At 74.0% G+C, this 20761-nt stretch carries 19 protein-coding genes; 13 read left to right on the forward strand and 6 right to left on the reverse strand.

Annotation, left to right across the window (positions count from 1 at the left end; translation table 11 throughout):
* Positions 1-206: 206 nt before the first annotated feature.
* Positions 207-1868, forward strand: coding sequence for a PstS family phosphate ABC transporter substrate-binding protein (locus tag ACTWPW_RS30695; RefSeq protein WP_375108386.1), 1662 nt, complete (start codon positions 207-209; stop codon positions 1866-1868).
* Here the strand turns inward: ACTWPW_RS30695 and ACTWPW_RS30700 are convergent.
* From ACTWPW_RS30700 to ACTWPW_RS30715, 4 genes are read right to left on the reverse strand one after another with little or no spacing between them, the layout of a single operon-like run.
* The gene (locus ACTWPW_RS30700) at positions 1816-2994 is read right to left on the reverse strand and encodes a glycosyltransferase family 4 protein (RefSeq protein WP_443170665.1); all 1179 of its coding nucleotides are present in this window, start codon (positions 2992-2994) and stop codon (positions 1816-1818) included. The genes ACTWPW_RS30695 and ACTWPW_RS30700 overlap by 53 nt on opposite strands.
* Positions 2918-3646, reverse strand: coding sequence for a GDSL-type esterase/lipase family protein (locus ACTWPW_RS30705; protein ID WP_443170666.1), 729 nt, complete (start codon positions 3644-3646; stop codon positions 2918-2920). The genes ACTWPW_RS30700 and ACTWPW_RS30705 overlap by 77 nt, the downstream gene beginning before the upstream one ends.
* The gene (locus ACTWPW_RS30710) at positions 3643-4758 is read right to left on the reverse strand and encodes a glycosyltransferase (RefSeq protein ID WP_443170667.1); all 1116 of its coding nucleotides are present in this window, start codon (positions 4756-4758) and stop codon (positions 3643-3645) included. The genes ACTWPW_RS30705 and ACTWPW_RS30710 overlap by 4 nt, the downstream gene beginning before the upstream one ends.
* Positions 4759-4792: 34 nt before the next feature.
* Positions 4793-4981, reverse strand: coding sequence for a twin-arginine translocation signal domain-containing protein (locus ACTWPW_RS30715; RefSeq protein WP_443170668.1), 189 nt, complete (start codon positions 4979-4981; stop codon positions 4793-4795).
* 162 nt (positions 4982-5143) lie between these two features.
* Between ACTWPW_RS30715 and ACTWPW_RS30720 the strand changes: the two genes are divergently transcribed.
* The 4 genes from ACTWPW_RS30720 to ACTWPW_RS30735 all read left to right on the forward strand — a co-directional run bounded on the left by ACTWPW_RS30720 (position 5144) and on the right by ACTWPW_RS30735 (position 11068).
* Positions 5144-6952: a glycoside hydrolase family 15 protein gene (locus tag ACTWPW_RS30720; RefSeq protein WP_375108381.1), complete on the forward strand. Its 1809-nt coding sequence runs from the start codon at positions 5144-5146 to the stop codon at positions 6950-6952.
* Between the two features lie 79 nt (positions 6953-7031).
* Positions 7032-7586, forward strand: coding sequence for a TetR/AcrR family transcriptional regulator (locus ACTWPW_RS30725; RefSeq protein ID WP_364132841.1), 555 nt, complete (start codon positions 7032-7034; stop codon positions 7584-7586).
* Between the two features lies 1 nt (position 7587).
* A complete protein-coding gene (locus tag ACTWPW_RS30730) occupies positions 7588-8778 on the forward strand; it encodes an FAD-dependent oxidoreductase (RefSeq protein ID WP_443170669.1) in 1191 nt (396 codons plus the stop codon).
* A gap of 268 nt (positions 8779-9046) precedes the next feature.
* Positions 9047-11068 carry a SpoIIE family protein phosphatase gene (locus ACTWPW_RS30735; RefSeq protein WP_443170670.1) on the forward strand — a complete coding sequence of 674 codons (2022 nt, stop codon included), beginning with the start codon at positions 9047-9049 and terminating at the stop codon, positions 11066-11068.
* On the opposite strand, the gene ACTWPW_RS30740 is transcribed toward ACTWPW_RS30735, so the two are convergent.
* Positions 11069-11260, reverse strand: coding sequence for a hypothetical protein (locus ACTWPW_RS30740; RefSeq protein WP_443170671.1), 192 nt, complete (start codon positions 11258-11260; stop codon positions 11069-11071).
* A gap of 34 nt (positions 11261-11294) precedes the next feature.
* Here ACTWPW_RS30740 and ACTWPW_RS30745 point away from each other — a divergent pair, with 34 nt between their 5' ends.
* The 8 genes from ACTWPW_RS30745 (at position 11295) to ACTWPW_RS30780 (ending at position 19972) form a co-directional block, all read left to right on the forward strand.
* The gene (locus tag ACTWPW_RS30745) at positions 11295-12152 is read left to right on the forward strand and encodes a carbohydrate ABC transporter permease (protein ID WP_443170672.1); all 858 of its coding nucleotides are present in this window, start codon (positions 11295-11297) and stop codon (positions 12150-12152) included.
* 304 nt (positions 12153-12456) lie between these two features.
* Positions 12457-13605, forward strand: coding sequence for an inositol-3-phosphate synthase (locus ACTWPW_RS30750; protein WP_443170673.1), 1149 nt, complete (start codon positions 12457-12459; stop codon positions 13603-13605).
* 318 nt (positions 13606-13923) lie between these two features.
* Entirely contained in the window at positions 13924-14982 is a 1059-nt protein-coding gene (locus ACTWPW_RS30755; RefSeq protein WP_443170674.1) for an SCO3242 family prenyltransferase, read from the forward strand.
* Positions 14979-15986, forward strand: a complete 1008-nt coding sequence (locus ACTWPW_RS30760) for a sugar phosphate isomerase/epimerase family protein (protein WP_443170675.1) — start codon at positions 14979-14981, stop codon at positions 15984-15986. The genes ACTWPW_RS30755 and ACTWPW_RS30760 overlap by 4 nt, the downstream gene beginning before the upstream one ends.
* The gene (locus tag ACTWPW_RS30765; protein WP_443170679.1) at positions 15986-16588 is read left to right on the forward strand and encodes an EboA domain-containing protein; all 603 of its coding nucleotides are present in this window, start codon (positions 15986-15988) and stop codon (positions 16586-16588) included. The genes ACTWPW_RS30760 and ACTWPW_RS30765 overlap by 1 nt, the downstream gene beginning before the upstream one ends.
* Entirely contained in the window at positions 16588-17466 is an 879-nt protein-coding gene (locus tag ACTWPW_RS30770) for a TatD family hydrolase (RefSeq protein ID WP_443170676.1), read from the forward strand. The genes ACTWPW_RS30765 and ACTWPW_RS30770 overlap by 1 nt, the downstream gene beginning before the upstream one ends.
* Complete coding sequence (gene eboE, locus ACTWPW_RS30775; protein ID WP_375108374.1) at positions 17466-18593, forward strand: metabolite traffic protein EboE; 1128 nt, start codon at positions 17466-17468, stop codon at positions 18591-18593. Before ACTWPW_RS30770 ends, eboE begins: the two co-directional genes overlap by 1 nt.
* Positions 18590-19972 (forward strand): nucleotide pyrophosphatase/phosphodiesterase family protein, encoded by a 1383-nt coding sequence (locus tag ACTWPW_RS30780; protein ID WP_375108373.1) that lies wholly within the window; start codon positions 18590-18592, stop codon positions 19970-19972. The genes eboE and ACTWPW_RS30780 overlap by 4 nt, the downstream gene beginning before the upstream one ends.
* Positions 19973-19999: 27 nt before the next feature.
* Here ACTWPW_RS30780 and ACTWPW_RS30785 read toward each other — a convergent pair.
* On the reverse strand, positions 20000-20761 hold a 762-nt coding region (locus tag ACTWPW_RS30785), incomplete at its 5' end, for a sensor histidine kinase (RefSeq protein ID WP_443170677.1).

A 20761-nucleotide genomic window follows, 5' to 3' on the forward strand; every position in this document is an offset into this window, starting at 1 on the left:
CCTTTTGGAGCTTTCCCCGCAGGAGATCGCCAAACGTCCGGATGGCGAGCCGGCCGCCGGGCCGGCCGTGGTTCCCCTGGCCCGCCAGGCCGGGGAGCGTATGACGATATTTACTGACCCGTAATTCTTCGTGAACACCTGGCAACACGTGCCCCATAAGCCCGCCGGCCACGAGAATTGAGGCAGCTTGACCCAAGGGGGCGTGGGTGGTCGTGCTGGAACTGCTGGGCCGGCTGGTGAACTTCCTCGGCGGCGTCGGTCCCGTGCTGTTCGGGATCGCGCTGCTGATGGCCGCGCCCTTCGTCGACCGGCTCGTCGTACGCCGCAAGCGCCTCACGTTCCGCGTCCTGTACAACTCCAAGATCGGCGTCGGCCCCGAGCGGCTCGACGGGGCGGATCCGGCCGAGGCGGGGCCGCCGCAGCTGAGCCGGGTCGTCCGGCTGCTCGACCGGATGAGCATCGTGGTGATCCGCATCCGCAACAGCGGCAGCTACGACATCGACCCCGACGACTTCGACAAGGCGCTGTCGTTCACGTTCGGCGGGCGCGTCGTGTGGAACGCCCGGGTCTCCGACGCCAGCACTCCCGAGCTGCGCCAGCGGTTACGGGACTCGCTGCGGTTCTTCCCCGACGAGGACAAGCCCGCCCGCGACAACCTGCTCACCGTACGCCGGCGCCTGTCCGACCGCATGGCGCGCTGGGTCGGCGGCGCCCAGAACCAGGAGGTCGCCGAGCCGAACTGGCACGGCGTCCGGCTTGACCGGCTCACCCTCAAACGCGGGCAGAAGGCCAAGCTCGTCGTCGTCCTGCGCGAGGCCGGCCCCGGCGGGGTGGACGACATCACCAAGGTCGTCGAGCACGCCGGCAAGCTCAAGGACGCCGGCCTGATCAAGGACGAGAGCAAGGCCCGCCGCGTCACCCTGCCGCGCGTCAGCGCCACGCTCGTCGTGCTGCTCACCCTGGTCCTGGTGCTCAGCCAGCTCGCCCGCCCGGTCGACAGTTCGGTCGCGTGCGCGTCCGGGGAGCTGAGCGTGGAGGGGTCGAGCGTGCTGATGGAGACCATGCGGGCGGTCGCCGCCGAGTACACCCGGGTGTGCGGGGACGACACCGAGATCGCCACCCGGGAGACCGGCTCGCTGAGCGGCGTGCGCGGCCTGCTGAACGCCGACGCGGCCCGGGCGGACGGGCGCATCGCGCTGTCGGACGGCAAGAGCCGCTATCACGACCGGCTGTACGGGGAACGGCTGGCGATCGTCGTCTACTTCGTGGTGGTCAACAGCGGGGTCGGGCTGACCACGCTGGGCGTCGAGGACCTCCAGAAGATCAACAGCGGCGTCTGGACCGACTGGAGGCAGGTCCGCGGCGAGGGCCCGTCGCTGCCCATCAGGATCGTCGGCCGCGGCCAGGACTCCGGCACCCGGCAGCTGTTCGAGGAGAGGGTGCTCGGCACCGGCGAGAACGTGCTCTCCTCCGAGGAGTGCCTGGAGAAGGACCGCAACCCGGACGCGCCCGTGATCCGCTGCGAGCGCGACGACAACGCGGAGGTCCTGGAGAAGATCAGCACGACCCCGGGCGCGATCGGGTACGCCGACGCCGCGTCGGTGGCCGAGGCCCGCCGGGCGGGCAGCATCACGGCGCTGACCCTCGACGGCAAGGCGTTCGACGCCGCCACCGCCGTGGAGTCCGGCTACCCGTTCTGGACGGTGGAGTACCTCTACCTGAGGGCCCGGCCGCGGCCGGGCTCGGCGGCCGCGAACTTCCTGCAGTTCGTCCGCGGCCACAGCCTGGCGCGGGTGCGGCTGACGGAGGCGGGGTTCAGGCCGTGCACGGGGGCGGAGGGTCCCGTGGAGCTGTGCCATCTACGCTGAGCGTCCCCGGCGATCCGGCCACGGGCATCGGCACCTCCAGCACGTCGCGGTAGTGGGCGAGCAGCTCCTCGCACAACGCCGGCCAGGCGCGCCCGGCGACCGACGCCCGGGCCTGCCCCGCCAGGCGCGCCCGCAGTGAGGCGTCCGCCACGAGCCGGGCCACGGCCGCCCGTAGCCCGGGCAGGTCGTCCGGCGGGTGGAGCAGGCCGTTGACCTCGGGCCGGACGAGGTCGAGCGGTCCCCCGGCGGCCGGCGCGACCACCGGCACGCCGCAGGCCAGCGCCTCCTGCACGGCCTGGCAGAACGTCTCGTTGCTGCCGGTGTGCACGAACACGTCGAACGACGCCACCGCCCGCGCCAGGTCGGGCCCGGTACGCAGGCCGAGGAACTCCGCCTCCGGCAGCCGCCGCCGCAGGCTCCTCTCCGAGGGCCCCGCCCCGACGACGGCCAGCCGCACCCCGGGCAGGTCCGCGACCGCGGCGAGCCGGTGCACCTGCTTCTCGGCGGCCAGGCGGCCCGCGTACCCCACCACGACCTCCCCGCCGGGGGCGAGCCGGCGGCGCAGGGCCGCGCAGCTGCGGCGCGGGTGGAACAGCTCCAGGTCGACGCCGCGACCCCACAGAGCCAGGCGGGGGATGCCTCGGGCGGACAGCTCCCGCAGCGTCGCCCTGGAGGGGGCGAGGGTCCTGGCCGCGCCCCGGTGGACGCGGCGCAGCCAGGACCAGATGGCGCCGCCGGCCGCGCCCAGGCCGTACTGGCGGGCGAACCCCGCCAGATCGGTCTGGAACACCGCGACGGCGGGGACGCCGAGCCGGCGCGCGGCCGCCGCGCCCGAGGCGCCGAGCACGGCGGGGGAGGCCAGGTGGACGAGGTCGGGCTTGAACCCGCTCAGCGTGCGCGTGACGCGCCTGCCGGGCAGCCCCACCGAGACGGAACGGTAGAACGGCAGGGCGAGGCCGGGGATCGGATGGACGGGGAAACCGGCGTAGGCGGGCGGCGCGGGGGCGGGCGCGAGCACGATCGCCTCGTGCCCGGTCGCGGCCAGATGGTCAAGGATGTGGCAGACCGAGTTGACGACCCCGTTCACCTGCGGCAGGAACGACTCGGCCACGATGGCGACCCTCATGCTCCGGTACATCCCTGTCGCGGTCGACTCGCGGCTCACCAGCAGGCGCCCGGCAGGCGAATTCCACGGCAACGCGGGTCTGCCGCCGCTCCTCGGCGACGAGCCGGGCGAAGGCCGGCAGGAAGTCCCAGCAGCGCCTGGCCAGCCAGGCCGTGCCCGCCGTGGCCAGCCAGAACGCGCCGGCCCACGCCGTGGGCTCGGGAGCGGCCGGCTCGGGGTCCGGCAGGCGGACCGCCAGGCCCCGGGTCCCCAGCCGGGCGGCGAAGAGCCGGGCGAGCTGCCGGTGGCCGCGCTCGCTCGGGTGCAGCCGGTCCAGGCCCCACATGCGCGGGTCGGGCAGCGTGCTGGTGAGCACCGTGGCGCCCGTCTCGCTCAGCCGCGCCACCAGCTGCTCGTAGTCGGCCGCGAAGACGGCCGGGTCGAAGTCCCCGCGCAGGGTGTCGTTCACGCCGACGAGCACGGTGGCCAGCGACGGCCGCAGCTCCAGGGCGCGGGGGAGCTGGTCGCGCAGCACGTCGGCCACGCGCGCGCCGCAGACCGCGTAGTTGCCGAGCCCCACGGTGACCGAGTCGCCCAGCGCCGCCAGCCGGATCCCGGGGCGCCCCGGCCCGCCGCCCGTCCCGGGCGCGGGGGCGTGCCGATGGCCGCTCATCCGGGCCTCACCGGGGTGCCGGCCAGGCCGTGGGCGCGCAGGAAGCCCCGGACCGCGGCCGGCCAGCCGTACCGCTCGGCCTGGGCGCGCGCGATCACCGCGCGCGGCGGGTCCGACGGCGACAGGAGCAGCTCCACGGCCCGCGCGTACGCGGCGGGATCGTCCTCGACCGCGACCCCCGCCGCTCCGAGGACCTCCGGCAGGGCGCTGTCACGGCTCGCCACGACCGGGGTGCCGCTGGCCAGCGCCTCCAGCGCGGCCAGCCCGAACGTCTCCAGCGGACCGGGCGCGAGGACCACGTCGGCGGTCGCCAGCAGCGCCGCCAGCCGGGCGCGCTCCGTGACGTGGCCGAGGAAGACCACCGGCAGCCCCGCCGCGCGCCTTTCGAGCGGGCGCCGCAACGGCCCGTCACCGGCCACCGCCAGCACGGCGGGTACGCCCGCGCGCCGCAGCTCGGCCAGGGCCAGGACGGAGCGGTCCGGCCGCTTCTCCGGGTACAGCCGGCCGCAGTGCACCAGCAGCGCCTCGCCCCCGGGGGCCAGCCGGGAGCGGAGCTGGGCGTCGTACCGGCCGGGGGCGAACGTGGTGAGGTCCACCCCGAGCGGCACGCGGGTCACGTTCGCCGCGCCCAGACGCCTGAACTCGGCCTCGGCCCACGCGGTCGTGCAGATGACGGTGTCGTAGCGGGCGGCCGTGGCGCGGTTGAGCGCGTCGGCGAGCCGCGCGGGCGGGCCGTACAGGCGGAACAGCGCCGACAGGCTCTCGTGGGAGACCATGACCGACGGGATCCCCCGGGCCCGCGCCCAGGCGCCGGTCCAGCGCAGGGTGGTGCGGTCCGAGACCTCCAGGCGGTCGGGCCGGAGCTCCTCCAGCAGCCGCCGCAGCGGGCGGCGGGCGGCGATGACCCGGTAACCGCCGAGCCCGGGGACGAGCGGGCCGGGCAGGGTGATGACCCGCCCGCCCGCCGTCTCCGCCTCCCGGGCCCGCTCACCGGGAACGACCAGTACGGGTTCGTGGCCCGACGCCGCGTACCCGGCGCCGAGCTCGTCGAGGGCGACCCGGAGGCCGCCCGAGGAAGGGGTGACGAAGTTCGCCAGCCGTACGATGCGCATGACCGGATGGTTGCCGCGCGGGCGACCTCCCCCGCTAATGAGGGATGAAGCGGCCACTAACGGTCGCCGGCGAATAACACGTGCCCGGCGGGTCGAAGGCGCCCTTCGCGGCCGCCTCGGCCGACGGTGCGAGCCCGGGCGCGCCCATGGCCGCGAAGAGCGCCCCTGCCCCGCCGGACACGCCGACGGCGGACAGGAAGTCGCGTCTGCTGTACCCCGACACCCACCTCCATGATCTTGTTGGGCGGAGTCTGAGCATGCTCTGTTGCGACTGAGGCTTCCGGGCACTCACCAGGGCGCCCATGAAGGGTGAAACGTCAAGGAATGGGAATCCCTTGACGAACGGCGGAGCCCATCGTGCCGCCCGCCTGCATACGTTGGGGACATGCAGGCAGACACCCGTTACCTGCCGATCGGGGAACACGGGCTCATCGGCGACCTGCGCACCGTCGCGCTCGTGGGCACCAACGGCACCATCGACTGGTACTGCTGCCCGTCCTTCGACGCCCCCAGCGTGTTCGCCTCGATCCTGGACGCCGACCGGGGCGGGTCCTTCGAGCTGGCCGCCGACACCCCGGCGACGACCAAGCAGTTCTACTTCCCCGACACCAACGTCCTGATCACCCGCTTCTTCGCCGACGACGGGGTGGGCGAGATCCAGGACTTCATGCCGATCGCGGACGACTCGCGCGAGGCCGACCGGCACCGGCTGATCCGGCGCGTCTCCTGCGTTCGCGGCACGCTCCCGTTCCGCGTCCGGGTGGCGCCCCGCTTCGACTACGCCAGGCAGGAGCACACCGTCCACCAGGACGGGTTCCGGACGACCTTCCAGTCGCCGTCCCTGGCGCTGGCCCTGTCGGCCAGTGTGCCGGTCGAGACCGACGGGCGGGACGTCTGGAGCGCGTTCGAGCTCAACGAGGGCGATCACGCGGTGTTCGCCCTCGACCGGGTCGGCTTGGGGATCACGCCGCGCGGCTGCCCGATGGAGGAGGCGGAGCGGGAGTTCGTCGCCACCGTGCGGTACTGGCGCCGGTGGCTGTCCGCCTCCCGCTACCGGGGCCGCTGGCGGGAGGTCGTCCACCGCTCGGCACTGACGCTGAAGCTGCTCACGTACGCCCCGACCGGCGGCATCGTCGCCGCCCCCACGACGAGCCTGCCCGAGCGGATCGCCGGCGGGCGCAACTGGGACTACCGGTACGTGTGGATACGCGACGCCGCGTTCTGCGTCTACGCCCTGCTCAGGCTCGGCTTCACCGAGGAGGCCGACGCGTTCATGGGCTTCCTGTCCAGGCACGTCCCGCTCAGCGGCGACGGCCCCAACGGGCCGCTGCAGATCATGTACGGCATCGACGGCCGCAGCGACCTGCCCGAGCACGAGCTGAACCACCTGGAGGGCTACCGGGCCTCCGCCCCCGTACGCATCGGGAACGCCGCCGCCGGCCAGCTCCAGCTCGACATCTACGGCGCCCTCATCGACTCCGTCTACCTCTACAACAAGTGGGGCGACCCCATCTCCAGCGACCGCTGGGACCAGGTGTGCACGCTGGTCAACTGGGTCTGCGACAACTGGGACCAGCCCGACGAGGGCATCTGGGAGACGCGCGGCGGGCGCAAGAACTTCGTCTACTCGCGGCTGATGTGCTGGGTCGCCATCGAGCGCGCCATGCGCATGGCCGCCCAGCGCGGCCTGCCCGCCGACATCCCCCGCTGGCGCGCCAACCGGGACACGATCTACCGCGACATCATGCGGCAGGGGTGGTCGGAGCGGGCGCGGGCGTTCGTGCAGCACTTCGACGAGGACGTGCTGGACGCGTCCATCCTGATGATGCCGCTGGCCAAGTTCGTCTCGCCCACCGATCCCAAGTGGCTGTCCACCCTCGACGCGCTCGGCCTCGGGCTGGTCTCGGACTCGCTGGTGTACCGCTACGACCCGGAGGTCAGCCCCGACGGCCTGGAGGGTCCCGAAGGCACGTTCTCGATCTGCTCGTTCTGGTACGTCGAGGCGCTGGCCCGCGCCGGCCGCGTCGACGAGGCCCGCCTGGCGTTCGAGAAGATGCTGACCTACGCCAACCACCTCGGGCTGTACGCGGAGGAGATCGGGCACACGGGGGAGCAGCTCGGCAACTTCCCGCAGGCCATCACCCACCTGGCGCTCATCAGCGCCGCCTTCAACCTCGACCACGCCCTCGGCTGACCCGGCGCCACCCGACCGCGGGACGGGAAGGCCCGGGCGTGCTATGTTGAATAAACGTTTATTCAATGTAGGTGGGGCGATGGCCAGGACACGAAACGAGCAGGCGGTGTGGCGCCGGGAGCAACTGCTGGACGCGGCGTTGAAGGTGTTCGCCGCCAAGGGCGTGGACGGCGCCACGGTGAAGGACGTGGCGCAGGCGGCCGGCGTGACCCCCGGCCTGCTGTATCGCTACTTCGACAGCAAGGAGGCGATGGTGGCGACGCTGCTGTCGGAGCGGGGCTTCCTGCCCCGGCTGCGGGAGCTGCGGGCCGACGCCCTCGACAGCCGCCCGGCCACCGTCGTGCTGACCGAGCTGCTGGAGGCGTTCGATCGGCTGCTGGCCGGCCACGCCGACCTGATGGCGGTGTTCTTCAGCGCCGCCCAGGCCCGCGCGCCGCTGGCGACGCTGGTGAGCGAGGGCCAGCGGCTGATCGGCGACTTCCTGGCCGAGCGGGTCGCCGCCGGCGAGCTGCGCGCACATGACACCGCCACGGCGGCCAGGACCCTGTTCGCCACCGTGGCCGTCAACCGGCGGCTGGGCACCCCCATCGACGTCGCCGCCCTGGTCGGGCTGCTGTTTCCGGAAGAGGGATGAGATGCGCGCACAGTGCTGTGTCGTGGGCGGAGGGCCGGCGGGGATGATGGCCGGGCTGCTGCTGGCCCGCCAGGGCGTGGAGGTGATCGTGCTGGAGAAGCACGCGGACTTCCTCAGGGACTTCCGCGGCGACACCGTCCATCCCTCCACGCTGGAGGTGATCGCCGAGCTGGGGTGGATCGAGGAGTTCCTCGGCCTCCCGCACACCAGGATGCCCGAGGTCTCGGTGAACATGGGAGGCAAGGACGTCACCTTCGCCGACTTCAGCCGGTTGAGGGTGCGCTGCCCCTACATCGCCTTCATGCCGCAGTGGGACGTGCTGGACTTCCTGGCCGGCAAGGCCGCGGCCTTCCCCTCCTTCCGCCTCCTGCGCCGCGCCCGGGTGACGGAGCTGCGCACCGAGCGCGGGCGGGTGACCGGCGTCCTGGCCGACACCGAGGACGGCCCCGTGGAGGTGCGGGCGGATCTGGTGATCGGGGCGGACGGCCGCCACTCCACCGTACGGGCGCGGGCGGACCTGACTCCCGTGAGCGACTCGCCGCCCATGGACGTGCTGTGGTTCCACCTGCCCCGCCGGGCACCTGATCGGGTGCCCTTCTTCCAGGGCGGCAAGGGGGCCTTGATCTCCATCGACCGCGGCGACTACTGGCAGATCGCCTACGCGATCCCGGCGGCCGCCTTCGGCGAGCTCAAGACCGCCGGGCTGGAGGCGTTCCGGGAACGGGTGGCGGGCCTGGCGCCCGCCCTGCGCGACCGCGTCCACCAGCTCGACTGGGAGGCGGTGCACCACCTGACCGTCCGGGTGGACCGGCTGTCCCGGTGGCATCGGCCAGGGCTGCTGTGCATCGGTGACGCCGCCCACGCCATGTCACCCGCGGGCGGCGTGGGCATCAACCTGGCGGTGCAGGACGCGGTGGCCACCGCCAACCTCCTGGGCCCCTTACTCGCCGGGGGCGGCGTCCCCGGGGAGGCCGAGCTGGCCCGGGTGCAGTCGCGCCGGGAACGCGCCGCGAGGGTGACGCAGGCGTTCCAGCTCAGGATCCTGCGCGGCCTCTACCCCAAGGACCTGGGCGACGACACGACACAGCACGTGCCGCCGATCTTCACCGCGTTCCGGACGCTGCCGCCGCTGCGGCACCTCATGGGCCGCTTCATCGGCATGGGCGCCCGCCCGGAGCACATCGCCGCGTAGCGCCGAAGCCGGCCCTGTCTGTCGGCCCTGTCTGTCGGCCCTGTCTGTCGGCCCTGTCTGTCGGCCCTGTCTGTCGGCCCTGTCTGTCGGCGCTGTCTGTCGGCGCTGTCTGTCGGCGCATGGTGGGCGGGGGTGCGGTCGAAGCGGGGTGGGGAAGTTGCGGGCATATGTCGTGACAAGGCTTGGTCAAGCGAGGATAAACCCAGGTCAACCGCATTATTCTGGCCTGACGTAGGGCACTCTTGTCGAGACGCGGTTGGAAGGTGACATGGCCACACCCGCGGAAGAGACGACACCGGCAGTCGTCCTGATCGACGCCGAGGGCACCGTGATCGGCTGGACGTGGGCCGCCGAAGAGCTCTCCGGGTACCGCGCCCAGGACATCCTCGACCGCCCCGCCGCGACCCTGCTCCCGCAGGCCGATCGGGAGGACGCGGTCCGGCGGCTGGCCGCCCGGGAGCACTGGTCCGGGGTGGCCGAGATCCGCCACCGCGACGGCCACAGGGTCGTCGTGCGCGTGGAGGGGGCCCGGCTCGCCACCGCGCCGGGGAGGGACGCCTGGCTCGTGTCGGCGACGCCGGCGGTCGTGGACCTGTCGGGCGGGACGGGCACGCTGCTGGAGTCGCTCATCAGCCGCTTTCCCGTGGCCGTGGCCATCTGGGATCTCGACCTGCGCTGCGTCTGGCTGAACGCGGAGGCTGAGCGCCTCAGCGACGTCTTCCCCCACTACCGGCTCGGCCGATCGCTGAACGAGCTCATCCCGGGGGTGGACACCCGGTCCGCCAAGGAGGCGATGCGGAGGGTGCTCTCCGACGGCGAACCCATGATCGACCGTGAGGCGCGCTGGACCTCGGCGGACGGCCGCGAGGAACGTACGCTGTCGACCTCGCTCTTCCGCCTGGAAGGCACGGACGACCGGCCGCTGGGCGTGTGCTCGCTGGCGCTGGACATCAGCCACAGCCGCGCCCGCGACCGCCTGGCGCTGCTCCGCGAGGCGAGCATCCGGATCGGCACCACGCTCGACGTCGAGAAGACCGCGCAGGAGCTGGCGGATCTGGCCGTGCCGGTGCTCGCCGACTACGTCACCGTCGATCTCGCCGAGTCGGTCGTCCCCGGCGGTGAGCCCCTGCAGCGGCTGGCGTCCACGGAGGAGAGCATCCCCGTGTTCCGGCGGGCGGGGGTGGCCTCGGTCTACGGCGGGACCCCCGAATCCCTGTGGCCGCTCGGGCAGGCGGTCTTCGTCCCGCCGTCGTCGCCCTTCACCAGGGTCCTGGTCTCCGGCCGGTCCCATTTCGAGCCCGTCCTCGACACCTCGCCCGGCACCTGGCTCGACCAGGACCCGGATCGGGCGAGGGTCATCCACGGCACCGGGATGCACAGCCTGATCATCGTCCCGCTGCAGGCACGGGGCGACATCCTGGGCGTCGCCGTGTTCGTCCGCCACCACAACGCGGCGCGGTTCATGCGCGACGACCTGATCCTGGCCGAAGAGCTGGCCGCCCGAGCCGCGCTGAGCCTGGACAACGCCCGCCGGTACACCCGCGAGCGCACCGCCGCGCTGGCGCTGCAACGTGACCTGCTGCCGCGCAACCTGCGCGGTGGCGACGCGGTGGAGGTGGCCTCCCGCTACCTGCCCTCCGGCGTGGGCGTCGGCGTCGGCGGCGACTGGTTCGACGTGATCCCGCTGCCGGGCGCCGGGGTCGCCCTGGTCGTCGGCGACGTGACCGGGCACGGCATCAACGCCGCCGCGACGATGGGACGCCTGCGCACCGCCGTACGCACCCTGGCGTACCTGGGCCTGCCGCCCGACGAGCTGCTCGCCAACCTCGACGACCTGGTCGTGCGCCTGGCGGAGGAGGACGCCGGCGCCGACGGCCTCCCGCTCGGCGCCACCGGCGCCACCTGCCTGTACGCGGTCTACGACCCGGCCACCCGCAGGTGCACCATGGCCACGGCCGGGCACCCGCCACCGGCGCTCCTGCGCCCCGGCGGAAGCGTGACCTACCCGTGCCTGCCCAGCGGCACCCCGATCGGCCTGGGCCTGAGCTCCTTCAAGTCCATCGACCTCGAGCTCGATCCCGGGACCGTGATCGCCCTCTACACCGACGGCCTGATCGAGACCCGCGAGGCGGACCTGGACGCGGGCATGGAGCGCCTCGCCGCCGCGCTGGCGCAGGGCGCGCTCCCGCTGGAGAGCCTGTGCTCCTCCGTGATCAGCGCCATCTTGGGTGACACGCCGGCCGAGGACGACATCGCCCTCCTCCTGGCCCGCACCCGGGCCACCGGCTGATCACCAGTTGAACATCGTCCCGTCCTCCAGGCGGCTGACCGGCAGGGCCGGGCACCCGGCGCCCGCCGCGGGTCGCGGGCGCCGTACCTGGCCGGCTTCGTGCCGCTCATGCAGATCTACCGCGACGCCTTCCTCCGCGACGACCGGCCGCTGACCTCGGCCGCCTCGGTCGTGGGCCAGGATCCTGCCCACCCTCGTCCTGCTCGCCGGGGCCTTCTACTGCCTGGTGCCGGTCGCCTGGGTGGTCGTGGCCGCGACCAAGTCGAGCGCGGAGCTGTTCTCCACGTTCACGTTCGCCCCCGGGACGGGCCTGCTGGACAACCTGCGCGACCTGTTCGCCTACGGCGACGGCCGGTTCCTGCTCTGGGCCGCCAACAGCGCCCTGTACGCGGTCGCCGGCTCCGCGGCCTCGACCCTGATCTCGACGCTGGCCGGGTACGCCATGGCCAAGTACGACTTCCGCGGCCGGACCGTGCTGTTCTACGCGATCCTGGCCGGCGTGCTCCTGCCCGGCATGACGCTGGCGATCCCGCAGTATCTGATCATGTCGGAGACAGGCCTGGTCGGCGGCTACTGGTCGGTCCTGCTGCCGGGTCTCATCTCGCCGTTCGGCATCTACCTGGCCCGCGTGTACGCCACCGCCTCCGTGCCCGACGCCACGCTGGAGGCGGCCAGGATCGACGGCGCGAGCGAATATCGCATCCTGGGCGCCATCGGGCTGCGCATGATGCTCCCCGGCATGGTGACGATCTTCGTGCTGCAGTTCGTGGGCACGTGGAACAACTTCCTGCTGCCGTACATCATGTTGTCGGACGAGTCCACGTTCCCGATCAGCGTGGGCCTGTACACCCTGCTGTCCAAGGGCTCCTCGGAGCCCGCCCTGTACGGCATCGCCATCGTCGGCACCGCCGTGTCGGTGATCCCGCTCATCGCGCTGCTGCTGTTCCTGCAGCGGTTCTGGCGGCTCGACCTGCTCAGCGGCGGCCTGAAGGGCTGGCCTCCGCACAAAACCCGCCCGCAGAACGTGAACAAGATTCGGCTCCTTCTTGAACGGCGGCGGTTTCCAGCGGATCCTGGTCTCTGAGCCCGATCATCACAAACGTCTTACGTCTCATGTTCACCTCGACGTCCGGTGGCTGCCGGGGCACCGCCTCGGCCACGAGCAGACCTTCGCCCGCGAGGGGAAGGCTTCCTGGAAGCGATCGCCACCGGCACCGGCACCCGAGCCGCCTCTCCGGCGACGGCTCGCGGGTGCGGCGCGTGCCGGACCGCGGTCGGGAACGAGCGCGCGGTTCGCGGGAGCCGCCTGACCTCTGTGGAGGATGTGTGACGAGGCCGATCAGGCGATTCACCGGCCGGTGCGCCGGCCAGCGCGCGGAGGAGACCCCATGAGAACCGGAGCATGGCTGATCGGGGCACGCGGCTCGGTCGCCGTCACCAGCATGGTCGGAGCGCTCGCCATCCGGGCGGGCCTGGCCGCGCCCACCGGATGCGTCCTGGAGTCGCCCGGTCTGCGCGACCGGATCCGGCCCGGCATCGGGGACCTGGTCTTCGGCGGCCACGACATCACCTCCGTCCCGCTGGACAAGAAGGCCGCCGAGCTGGCCGAGGCGGGAGTCGTGCCGTCCTCCCTCGTCCTGGCCGTGCAGAGGGAGCTCCTCGCCGTCGACCAGCGCGTACGGCCGGTGCCCACCGCGCCGACGCAGGCCGAGGCCGCCAAGGCCATCGGCGCCGACCTCGACCGGTTCCGCCGCGTGCACGACCTGGACCGCGTCGTCGTCATCAACGTCTCGACCACCGAACCCGTCCCGCCGCCGCACCCCGCCCACGACGACCTCGACGCCCTGCGCGCCGCGCTGGCCGGCCCGGAGGCCATCCTGCCGCCCAGCGCGCTGGCCGCGTACGCCGCCCTGCTCGCCGGCTGCCCGTACGTCGACTTCACCCCCTCGACGGGCGCCCGCCTGCCCGCGCTCGACGCGCTCGCCCGCGAGCGCGGCCTGCCGTACGCCGGCCGCGACGGCAAGACCGGCGAGACCCTCGTCAAGTCGGTGCTCGCCCCGATGTTCGCCCAGCGCCACCTGAAGGTCCGCACCTGGTCCGGCGTCAACCTGCTGGGCGGCGGCGACGGTGCCAACCTCGCCCAGCCGGGCGCGAACGCGGCCAAGGCGGCCAGCAAGCAGCGCGTGCTGGCCGAGACGCTCGGCTACACGCCGCAGGGGGAGACGCGCATCGACTACCTGGAGGACCTCGGCGACTTCAAGACCGCCTGGGACCTCGTCACGTTCGAGGGCTTCCTCGGGACCGGCATGCGGATGGAGTTCACCTGGCACGGGTGCGACTCGGCGCTGGCCGCGCCGCTGATCCTCGACCTGGCCCGGCTCACCGCCGCCGCCCACCGCGCCGGACGGGCCGGCCCGCTGACGGAGCTGGCCTTCTTCTTCAAGGACCCCCTCGGAGAGGTACCGCACGGGCTGGCCGAGCAGTGGCGGGCCCTGCACGACCTCATCGCCACCCTCAGCCCCGAGGCCACGTCATGACCCGGCGGTCCGCCGCGACGCCGCCCTCCGCCGTGACACCGCTCCGCCGTTACCCCGGTTCCCGCCGCGCCGCGGGCAGCGGCCCGAGCGTGGCAGAACGTCTCGCGGGGAAGTGGAAAGACGCGGCAGCGGCCCGGCACTGCAGGACCCGTGCGCCGGGGCCGGTGGCGAGGGACGGCGTGGCGTCGGGCCGGCACGGTGCGGGCCGGCACGGTGCGGGCCGGCACGGTGCGGGCCGGCACGGTCCCGGTCGGTGCTGTGCTGGTCGTGGTGCCCGAGCGGGTCGGCGTGGGAGGTCCTGGTGAGAGGAAAGTGCCGATGACGGCCCTGCGGGACCTGCTGGAGCTCGTCCGGGCGCCGGCCGCGCTGTCGGTACCGGGCGACGTGGTGGCGGGGGCCGCGGCCGGGCGGGCGCTCGGCGGGCGCACGCTCGGCCTGGCCTGCTCCTCGGTCTGCCTGTACTGGGCGGGGATGGCCGCCAACGACTGGGCCGACCGGCACCTGGACGCCGTCGAGCGGCCCGAGCGTCCCATCCCGTCGGGCCGGGTGCCGCCGGGCACCGCCCTGACCCTGGCCGCCGGGCTCACCGTCGCGGGCGTCGCCATGGCGGGGCTCACCGGGGGGCGTCGCGCCCTGGCGGTCGCCGTACCGCTGGCGGCGGCCGTGTGGACGTACGACCTGGTCGCGAAGAACACCTCCGCCGGACCCCTCGCGATGGCCGCCTGCCGGGGCCTCGACGTGCTGCTGGGCGCCACCCCCGGCCGTCACCTCGCCGCCGCGCTGCCCTCGGCCCTCACCGTCTCCGCCCACACCTACCTCCTGACCGACCTGTCCCGTGGCGAGACGTCCGGCACCAGCCGCCTCCGCCCGGCCGCCACCCTGGCCGCCACGCTCGCCGTGGCCACCACCGCCGCTCCCCGCCCCCTCACCCCTGGCCCCCTCCCGGCCACCCGCCACTCACCCGCCCCGACCCCGCTCCCCGCCCCCACCGGAGCGCCCCTCTTCCGAGCCCTCAGCCAAGTCGCCCCCAGCCTCCTCCGAGGTTCCCGCCGCTCATCCGGCCCGGGACTACGCCCCGAAGCCCGTCACCCGTCCGGCCCGAGCCACCTCCCCGTCACCAGGCGGCCCGTGGCCGGCGCTGTCGCGCAGGCCGGGCTCGCCGGCTGGTACGCCGCGCAGTTCGGGTCCCCGCAAGCCCGTGCCGTCGCCGATCCCTCGGCGGCCCGGGTGCGCGCCGCCGTCACGGCCGGGATCGTCAGCCTGCCCGCACTCCAGGGCGCCCTGGCCGCACGCGCCGGCGCGCCCCGCATCGGTCTCGCCCTCGCCGCGGTGGTCCCGCTGGCCCGCCGCCTGGCCAGAAAGCTGTCCCCGACATGATCCGATTCGGCTACGGCACCAACGGCTTCGCCAACCACCGCCTCCCCGACGCCCTCGACGTCATCTCCGATCTCGGCTACACCGGAGTGGCCCTCACGCTCGACCACCACCACCTCGACCCCTACGCCGACGGGCTAGGGCAGCGGGTGGCCAAGGTGGCCGACCGCCTGCGCACGCTCGGCCTGGCCGTGGTGGTCGAGACCGGCGCCCGCTACCTGCTCGACCCGCGCCGCAAGCACGCCCCCACCCTGCTCGACGACGACCGCGACAAGCGGATCGACTTCCTGCTCCGGGCCGCCGCCATCGGTGCCGACCTGGGGGCCGAGGCGGTGTCGTTCTGGTCGGGGGTACGTCCCGCCCACGTGCGTCCCGAACTGGCCTGGGACCGGCTGGTGGAGGGGTGCGCGCGGGTCCTGGAGGGGGCGCGCGGCCTGCCGCTCGGGTTCGAGCCCGAGCCAGGGATGCTCGTCGACACGATCGCCGGCTGGCACGCGCTGCGCCGGGCACTCGGCGCGCCGGACGGGTTCGGCCTCACGCTGGACATCGGCCATTGCCGGTGCAACGAGCCCGAGCCGGTGCCCGACTGCGTCACGGCCGTCGCCGAGCACCTGGTCAACGTGCAGATCGACGACATGCGCCGGGGGACGCACGAGCACCTCGAGTTCGGGGAAGGGGAGATCGACTTCCCGCCCGTGCTGCGGGCGCTGGCCGCCGCCGGCTACCGGGGCCTGGTCGCCGTCGAGCTGCCGCGCCACTCGCACGCCGCCCCCGACGTGGCCGCCCGCTCGCTGGCCTTCCTCCGCCACGCCGAGCGGGCGTCCCTCCACCCGGCCGAGGCACCCGCCTCCGCCGGTGGGGACGAGCGGGCGTCACAGCGCCCGCCCGAGGTGCCTGCTTCCGCCCGTCAGGGTGAGCGGGCGTCCGTGCGCCAGGCCGGGGTGCCTGTTTCCACCCGTGAGGGTGAGCGGTCCGAGCGGGGTGCTGTCGAAGGTGGAGGTGCGTGATGTCGACCGAAGGGCTGCGGGCCGCGCTCCGGGACACGGCGCACTGGGCGTGGCTGGACGGCGCGCTCGTGGCCGCCGCCGAGCGGCCCGGGACGGTCGGCCGGGCGTTCGCCGCCGCCGGACGGCGTACCGGACGGGCGCCGCTGCCCGCCGCGCCCGGCTGGACGGCCGACGAGGCGGCGCGGACGCTGCTGCTGGCCGCGCTCCCGCCCGATCGGGCCGCCGCCGAGGCCGGCGACCTCTACCAGCACGGCGACGCCGACGAGAAGCGGGCCGTGCTCAAGGCCCTGCCCATGCTGCCGGTCGGTACGCAGGCCGTCCCCCTCCTGCACGACGCCATCCGGACCAACGACGTCCGCCTGGTGGCCGCCGCCCTCGGCCCGTACGCCCGCCACCTCGACCAGGCCGCCTGGCGGCAGGCGGTGCTCAAGTGCGTGTTCATGGGCGTGCCGCTGGACGCCGTCGACCGGCTGGACGAGCGGGCCGACCCGGAGCTGGCCGGCATGCTGGCCGACTTCGCCGCCGAGCTCGCCGCGGCCGGGCGCCCCATGCCCGGCGACGCCGCCGACCTGCTCCGCCGTCTCACCCGCGAGGAGACCTGATGCGCATCTTCGACCCGCACATCCACATGACCTCACGCACCACCGACGACTACGCCCGCATGGCCGCCGCCGGGGTCCTGGCCGTGGTGGAGCCGGCCTTCTGGCTGGGGCAGCCGCGGACGAACCCGGGCTCGTTCACGGACTACTTCGACTCGCTCATCGGCTGGGAGCCGTACCGCGCCGCGCAGTTCGGCGTCGTCCACCACGCCACGATCGCGCTCAACCCCAAGGAGGCCAACGACCCCCGCTGCCGCCCCGTCCTGGACCTGCTGCCGCGATACCTGGACAAGGACCGCGTCGTCGCGGTCGGCGAGATCGGCTACGACTCGATGACGCCGGAGGAGGACGACGCCTTCGAGCGGCAGCTCGCCCTGGCCGTCGAGCACGAGCTGCCGGCGCTCGTGCACACGCCCCACCGCGACAAGGCCCGCGGCACCCGGCGCACGCTCGACGTCGTGGCCGCCTCCGGCATCGCGCCGGAACGGGTCGCCGTCGACCACCTCAACGAGGTGACCGTCGGGCTCGTGAAGGACTCCGGCTGCTGGATGGGGTTCTCCATCTACCCCGAGACCAAGATGTCGCCGCCGCGCATGGTGGAGATCCTGCGCGCGCACGGCCCGGAACGCGTGCTGATCAACTCCGCCGCCGACTGGGGCGTCTCCGACCCGCTCCTCACCCAGGAGACCGCCAGGGCGATGCTGGCGGCCGGGTTCGGCGAGGACGACGTGGACCGGGTGCTGTGGCGCAACCCTATGGAGTTCTACGGCCAGTCCGGCCGCCTCGACCTGACCGCCGCCGGCCCGGGCGCCCGCGACACCGAGCCCGCGTTCGCCGAGCCGACGTTCGCCGGCAGCTCGATCCGGCGCGGCGGCGAGTGATGCGGCTGCGGCACCCGTCGGGGACACCACTGCACCTGAGCTACTGCACCAACGTGCACCCGGCCGAGGACCTCGACGGCATCGTCGCCCAGTTCGACACGTACGCGGTCCCGGTCCGCGCCCTGCTCGGCACCGACGTCCTGGGGCTGGGGCTCTGGCTGGCCGCGCCCGTCGCCGCCGAGCTGGCCGCCGACCCCGCCGCGACCGGCCGGCTCGGCCGCGAGCTGGCCGCGCGGGGCCTGGAGGTCGTCACGCTCAACGGCTTCCCGTACCGCGCCTTCCACGACCCGGTGGTCAAGCGGGCCGTCTACCACCCCGACTGGACCACGCCGGCCCGGCTGGCGTACACGCTCGACCTGGCCCGCGTCCTGGCCGGCCTGCTGCCGGACGACGCGGCCCGCGGCTCGGTCTCCACCCTGCCGCTCGGCTGGCGCGAGCCGTGGGACGCCGCGATGGCGGACCTGGCCGCCCGCCGCCTGGACGAGCTCGCCACGGGCCTGGCCGCCGTCGAGTCCGCCACCGGCCGGGTCGTACGGGTGGCGTTCGAGCCCGAACCCGGCTGCGTCGTGGAGAGCACCGAACAGGCCGTCGCCCACCTGGCCGGCGCCGACACCGACCGGCTCGGCATCTGCCTGGACCTGGCGCACCTGGCCTGCGCGTGGGAGCGCCCGGCCGACGCGCTGGGCGCGCTGCGCGCGGCCGGTCTGCCCGTCGTGAAGGTCCAGCTCTCGGCCGCCCTGGAGACCACCCATCCGCCCGCGCTGGCCGAGTACGTGGAGCCGCGCTTCCTGCACCAGACCCGCACCCCCGCCGGGCACCGGGCCGACGACCTCGACGAGGCGCTCGACCGCCGGCTGCCCGGCCCGTGGCGGGTCCACTACCACGTGCCGCTGCACGCCGACCCGGCCCCGCCCCTGGCCACCACCGTCCCGGTGCTGCGCGAGGCGCTCGCGGAGCTGGCCGGCGGGCCTGATCCGCTGTGCGACCACTACGACGTGGAGACCTACACCTGGGGCGTGCTGCCGCCGGCGCTGCGGCCCACGACCTCCGCCGAACTGGCCGCCGGCATCGCCGGTGAGCTGGACTTCGCCCGTACCGAGCTGTGCGACCTGGGAGTGAAGGCATGACCTCGCTGTTGGTCCTGGACGTGGTCGGACTGACCCCGCGGCTGCTGGCCCACATGCCGCGCCTGCGCGCCGTCGCCGGGAGCGGTTTCCAGGCCGAGCTGGGCACCGTCCTGCCCGCCGTCACCTGCTCGGCGCAGTCCACGTTCCTCACCGGCCTGCCGCCGTCCGGCCACGGCGTCGTCGGCAACGGCTGGTACTTCCGCGACCTCGGCGAGGTCCTGCTGTGGCGCCAGCACAACGCGCTGGTCGGCGGCGAGAAGCTGTGGCACGCCGCCCGCCGCGAGCGGCCCGGCTTCACCGTGGCCAACGTGTGCTGGTGGTACGCCATGGGCGCCGACGTCGACTGGACCGTCACGCCCCGCCCGATCTACCGCGCCGACGGCCGCAAGGAGCCCGACTGCTACACCGACCCGCCCGAGCTGCACGACGAGCTGACCGCGAAGCTGGGCACGTTCCCCCTGTTCAGCTACTGGGGGCCGGGGGCCGGGATCGCCTCGTCGGCCTGGATCGCCCGGGCCACCGAGCACGTCATGGCCACCCGCGATCCCGACCTCACCCTGGCCTACCTCCCGCACCTCGACTACGACCTGCAGCGCTACGGCCCCTCCGACCCCCGGGCCGCCGCGGCCGCCGCCGAACTCGACGCCGTCCTGGCGCCCCTGCTGGACGCGGCGGGGGACCGGACCGTGGTGGTCCTGTCCGAGTACGGCATCACCGACGTCTCCCGCCCCGTGGACGTCAACCGGGCCCTGCGCGCGGAGGACCTGCTGCGGGTGCACACGCAGGACGGCATGGAGTACCTGGACCCGTGGACCTCCCGGGCGTTCGCCGTCGCCGACCACCAGGTGGCGCACGTCTACGTCCGCGACCCCGCCGACGTGCCCGCCGTGGCCAAGCTGTGCGCGTCGGTGCCCGGCGTGGCCACGGTGCTCGATCAGGAGGGGCAGGCGGCGCACGGGCTGGACCATCCCCGCTCCGGCGAGCTGGTCCTGCTGGCCGACCCCGACGCGTGGTTCACCTACTACTACTGGCTCGACGAGGCGCGGGCCCCCGACTTCGCCCGCCTGGTCGAGATCCACCGCAAACCGGGCTACGACCCGGCCGAGCTGTTCTTCGACCCGGCCGGCCCCGCCGCCGCCAAGCGCCGGGCCGGGCTGGCGCTGCTGCGCAAGAAGCTCGGCCTGCGCTACCTCATGAACGTCGTCGGCCTCGACCCCGGGGCGCGGGCGGTCCGCGGCTCCCACGGGCTGCTGCCCGCCGACCCCGCCGACGCGCCCGTCCTGCTCTGCTCCGACGCGTCCGCGGCCAGGGAACGGTACGCGGCCGTGGAGGTCAAGGACCTGCTCCTGAGCCTCGCCCGAACGCCGGTCAGGGGGTGAATCGGTAGCCCGTGCCGGGCTCGCTGATCAGGCCGGGATGCCGTTCGGCGGCCCGGCACGGCGCGGAGGAGCCGCCCGGGACGAGACCGGCAGCTTGACGATCATGGTGAGACCTCCGCCCGGTGTCTCCTCGGGTTCGAGGGTGCCGCCCATGGCCTCGGTCAGCCCGCGTGACAGCGCCAGCCCCAGGCCCACGCCGGTGCCGTTGTCGCGGTCGCCGAGCCGCTGGAACGGCAGGAAGACCCGGTCGCGGGCCTCGCGCGGGATGCCGGGCCCGCGGTCGACGACGCGGATCTCCACGTCGTCGCCGTGCGTGCTCGCGGTGACGAGCACGTTCCGGCCGGGCGGGCTGTGCCGCACGGCGTTGCTCATCAGGTTGACCAGCACCCGCTCCAGCAGCGCCGGGTCGGCGACGACGTCGGGCAGCTCGATGTCGACGTCGCCCTCGACGCGCTCGCGCAGCGAGCCGAGGTCGTCGATCGCGCGGGGCACGACGTCCTCCAGGGCGACCGGCTGGAGCGACAGGCCCAGCACCCCGGCCTGCAAGCGGCTCATGTCCAGCAGGTTCTCCACCAGCCGGTCCAGCCGGACGAGCGACTCGTCGGCGGTGGCCAGCAGCTCCTCCTGGTCGCGCGCCGACCAGGCGACGTCGTGGCTGCGCAGGCTCTCCACGGCGGCCTTGGCGGCCGACAGCGGCGTACGCAGGTCGTGGCTGACGGCGGTCAGCAGCGCGGTGCGCATCCGGTCGGCCTCGGCCAGCGGCCTGGCCTGCTCGGCCTCCTCCTGCAG

Source organism: Nonomuraea sp. KM90 (genome assembly GCF_052246675.1).
Lineage (GTDB): Bacteria > Actinomycetota > Actinomycetes > Streptosporangiales > Streptosporangiaceae > Nonomuraea.